At 69.1% G+C, this 3,396-nt stretch carries 3 protein-coding genes; all 3 read right to left on the bottom strand.

Translation table 11 applies throughout. The annotated features are described in order from the left end of the window. Nucleotides 1-34 precede the first annotated feature (34 nt). Entirely contained in the window at nucleotides 35-847 is an 813-nt protein-coding gene (locus ALA01S_RS30435) for an ABC transporter ATP-binding protein (RefSeq protein WP_066343444.1), read from the bottom strand. Then, nucleotides 844-1,893, bottom strand: coding sequence for an ABC transporter substrate-binding protein (locus ALA01S_RS30430; protein WP_238456022.1), 1,050 nt, complete (start codon nucleotides 1,891-1,893; stop codon nucleotides 844-846). Before ALA01S_RS30430 ends, ALA01S_RS30435 begins: the two co-directional genes overlap by 4 nt. Before the next feature lie 165 nt (nucleotides 1,894-2,058). Continuing rightward, the gene (locus ALA01S_RS30425) at nucleotides 2,059-3,288 is read right to left on the bottom strand and encodes a M20 family metallopeptidase (protein WP_066343432.1); all 1,230 of its coding nucleotides are present in this window, start codon (nucleotides 3,286-3,288) and stop codon (nucleotides 2,059-2,061) included. Between the last annotated feature and the right edge of the window lie 108 nt (nucleotides 3,289-3,396).

Genomic DNA, 3,396 nt, shown 5'->3' with positions numbered 1-3,396 from the left:
TTTCTTGTCCAAGGGGGTCATGGCGTGGTGCTCCTCACTGGGCCAGCGCCGTGCCGCTCTTGCGCATGGCGCCGATGTGGCCGCGCAGCTCGTGCACGATGTCGGTGAAGGCGGGGGTGTAGGTCACTTCCAGGTCGCGCGGGCGCGGCAGCTCGATGTCGCGTCGCACCACGAAGCGGCCCGGACTTTTACTCATCACGTACACCGTGTCGGCGAGGAAGACGCTCTCGCGCAGGTCGTGCGTGACCAGGATGACGTTGAAGCCGCGCGCGGCCTGCAGGTCGCGCAGCGTGCACCACAGCTCCTCGCGGGTGAAGGCGTCCAGCGCGCCGAAGGGCTCGTCCAGCAGCAGCATGCGCGGCTCATGGATCAACGCACGGCAGATGCTCGCGCGCTGCTGCATGCCCCCCGACAGTTGCCAGGGAAACTTGTCCTCGTAGCCGGCCAGGCCCACGCCTGCCAGCAGCGCGCGGGCCTTCTCGCGATACTCGGCGCGGTGGGCGCGGAAGGACGAGCGCCAGGGCTCCACGATTTCCAGCGGCAGCAGCACGTTGTCCAGCGTGGTGCGCCAGGGCAGCAGGCTGGGCGCCTGGAAGGCCATGCCGGTGATCTTCAGCGGCCCGCTGACCTCCTGGCCGTCGATGACCACCGTGCCCTTGCTGGGCCGGCGCAAGCCGGTGGCCAGCTTCATGAAGGTGCTCTTGCCGCAGCCGGACGGCCCAACGATGGCGATGAACTCGCCCTGGCGGGCCTGCAGCGAGATGTCCTCGACCGCGTACTGGCCCTGGGCCAGCAGCGCGTCGTTGTAGGCCAGCCAGACCTGGCGGAACTCGACGAAGGGCTTCACTTCCTGGCCGCGGCGAAGATGTTGCGGTCGGCCGCGCTGGGCAGGAAGGCGCCGTTCCACACCGCCGTGGCATCGACGCGCGCCTTGGTTGCGTAGGCATCGGAGACCTGGCTGGCCATGAGCGACAGCCGCGCCGGGTTGACCTCGCCGAAGCCCTCGGCCTTGGCGTCGGCGGTGAGCACGGTTTGCTCCATGGCCAGCTTCAGCCGGCGCAGCTCCAGCGCCTCGTTGATGATGCCGTCGCGCGCCTTGACGGTGGCGATGGCCGCCTGCGGGTCGGCCACCACGTCCTTCACGCCGCGGGTGAATGCGCGCAGGAAGGCCTTCACCGCCTCGGGATTCTTCTTGAGGAACTCCTCGCCCGCGATGATGGCGTTGCCGTAGAGCTTCACGCCGTGGGTGGCGTAGGGGAGGATGACCACGTCCTCCGTCTTCACGCCGCGCGCTTCCAGGTTGAGCAGCGAGGTGAAGCTGAAGCCGGTGATGGCGTCGATGTCGCCGCGCACCAGCATGGTCTCGCGCAGCGGTGGGTCCATGCTGGTCCAGGCCACGTTCTGCACCTGGTTGGCCTTGGCGAAGATGGGCCAGCCGCGGCGGCCGGCGTCGAACACCGGGGCGCCCAGCTTCTTGCCGTTCAGGTCCGCGGCCGTCTTGATGCCGCTCTTCTTGAGCGCCAGCACCGCGGCGGGCGTGTTGTTGTAGACCATCATCACCGCCACCGGCTTGTTGGGCGCCGTGGGGTTGTTGGCGTGGAACTCCATGAGGGCGGCCAGGTCGGCAAAGCCCATGTCGTAGGAGCCCGACGCCACGCGGGTGACCGCGCCACCCGAGCCGTTGCCGGCGTCCACGGTGACGTTGAGCTTCTCGGCCTTGAAGTAGCCCTTGGCCGCGGGCGTGAGGAACAGGGCCGCGGGGCCCTCGAAACGCCAGTCGAGCTGGAAGCGCACGTCGCGCTCCTGCGCCAGGGCCGGAGCGGCCACGGCGCACGCCAGGGCCAGGCCGGCCAGGCGCGTCAGGACGAAACGGCGGGAAGGGGTCGGGATCATGAAGGCTCCGGTATGCGGTTGTGTATGCAATCGCATGATCCGTGCCCGCATGCACGCGCGGCGCGAGGTGGCGGCCGGACAGCCGCTGCGGCGCGCGTGCCCCGCGGCGGCACGCCGCGCACCAGGGCGGGCCAGGGCCGGCCCAAGCCTGGTGCGCGGGGCAGGTCAGCTCAGCAGGTCGAGCAGGCTGCGGGCCACGACCTTGGTGGAGCGGCGCAGGTCTTCGAGGTCCAGACGCTCGTCGTTGCGCTTGGCGTGGCTCTCCAGCACGGTGCGCGGGCCCGCGCCGTAGATCACGGCCGGGATGCCGTGCTCGCAGTACAGGCGCACGTCGGTGTAGAGCGGCGTGCCGGAGGTGGGAATCTCTTCGCCGAACACCTCGCGGCCATGCTGCTGCAGCGCATGGACCAGCGGCGCGTTGCCCGCCAGCGGCTGCAGCGCGCGGGCCAGCAGCATGCGGCGGATGTCCACGCTGATGCCCGGGAAGCTCTGCGCGGCTTGGGTGATGACGCGGCGGATGTCGGCCTCGACCTGCTCGGGGTTCTCCTCGGGGATCATGCGGCGGTCCAGCTTCAGGACGACCTTGCCCGGCACCACGTTGGTGTTGGTGCCGCCCTCGATGCGGCCGACGTTGAGGTAGGGGTGGTTGATGCCCGGCACCTGCGACGTCACCTGCTTGTAGAGCCGGTTCTGCTCGTACAGCGCGTTGAGGATGGTGACGGCGCCCTGCAGCGCGTCCACGCCGGTGTCGGGAATGGCGGCGTGGGCCATCTTGCCCTGCACCGTCACTTCCATCTGCAGGCAGCCGTTGTGGGCCGTCACCACCTGGTAGCTGAAGCCTGCCGCCATCGCGAGGTCGGGCTTGGTCAAGCCCTTCTTCAGCAGCCATCCCGGGCCCAGCTCGCCGCCGAACTCCTCGTCATAAGTGAAGTGCAGCTCCACGCCGCCCTTGAGCGGCGCGCCCAGCGCTTCGAGCGCGCGCACGGCAAAAGTAAAAGTGGCGAAGTCGCTCTTGCTGACGGCGGCGGCACGGCCAAACAGTTGGCCGCTTTCGATCTCGCCGCCGTAGGGGTCGTGGGTCCAGCCTTCGCCGGGCGGCACCACGTCGCCGTGGGCGTTGAGGGCGATGGTGCGGCCGCCGTCGGCGTAGCGGCGGCGCACGATCAGGTTGGTGATGCTTTCCAGGCCGCCGGCCTTCACTTCCTCGGCAGGGACGGCGTGCTTTTCGGCCTCGAAGCCTAAGCCCGCGAGCAGTTGCGCGGTGCGCTCGGCGTGCGGGGCGTTGTTGCCGGGCGGGGTGTCGGTGGGGACGCGGACCATCTCCTGGAGGAAAGACACCTCCTCGTCGAAGTGGGCGTCTATCCAGGCGTCGAGCTGGGCGTAGGGCTTGGTCATGATGATGTGGTGGCTTGCTGGCGGTCTTACTGCAGTTGCGCCAGCAACTGGTTGAAGGCCTGGACGCACAGCTCGGCGTCGTCGTTGGTGATGGTTTCCAGCGGGTTG

It is taken from the genome of Azohydromonas lata NBRC 102462, assembly GCF_001571085.1.
Classification (GTDB): Bacteria; Pseudomonadota; Gammaproteobacteria; order Burkholderiales; family Burkholderiaceae_C; genus Azohydromonas; species Azohydromonas lata.
Note: the sequence above shows the minus strand (reverse complement) of the source record. Positions and strands in the feature narration are given on the sequence as shown.

Coding starts and splice junctions, on each gene's coding strand:
- ALA01S_RS30430 (WP_238456022.1), bottom strand. CDS start 1,893: ATGATCCCGACCCCTTCCCGCCGTTTCGTCCTGACGCGCCTGGCCGGC.
- ALA01S_RS30425 (WP_066343432.1), bottom strand. CDS start 3,288: ATGACCAAGCCCTACGCCCAGCTCGACGCCTGGATAGACGCCCACTTC.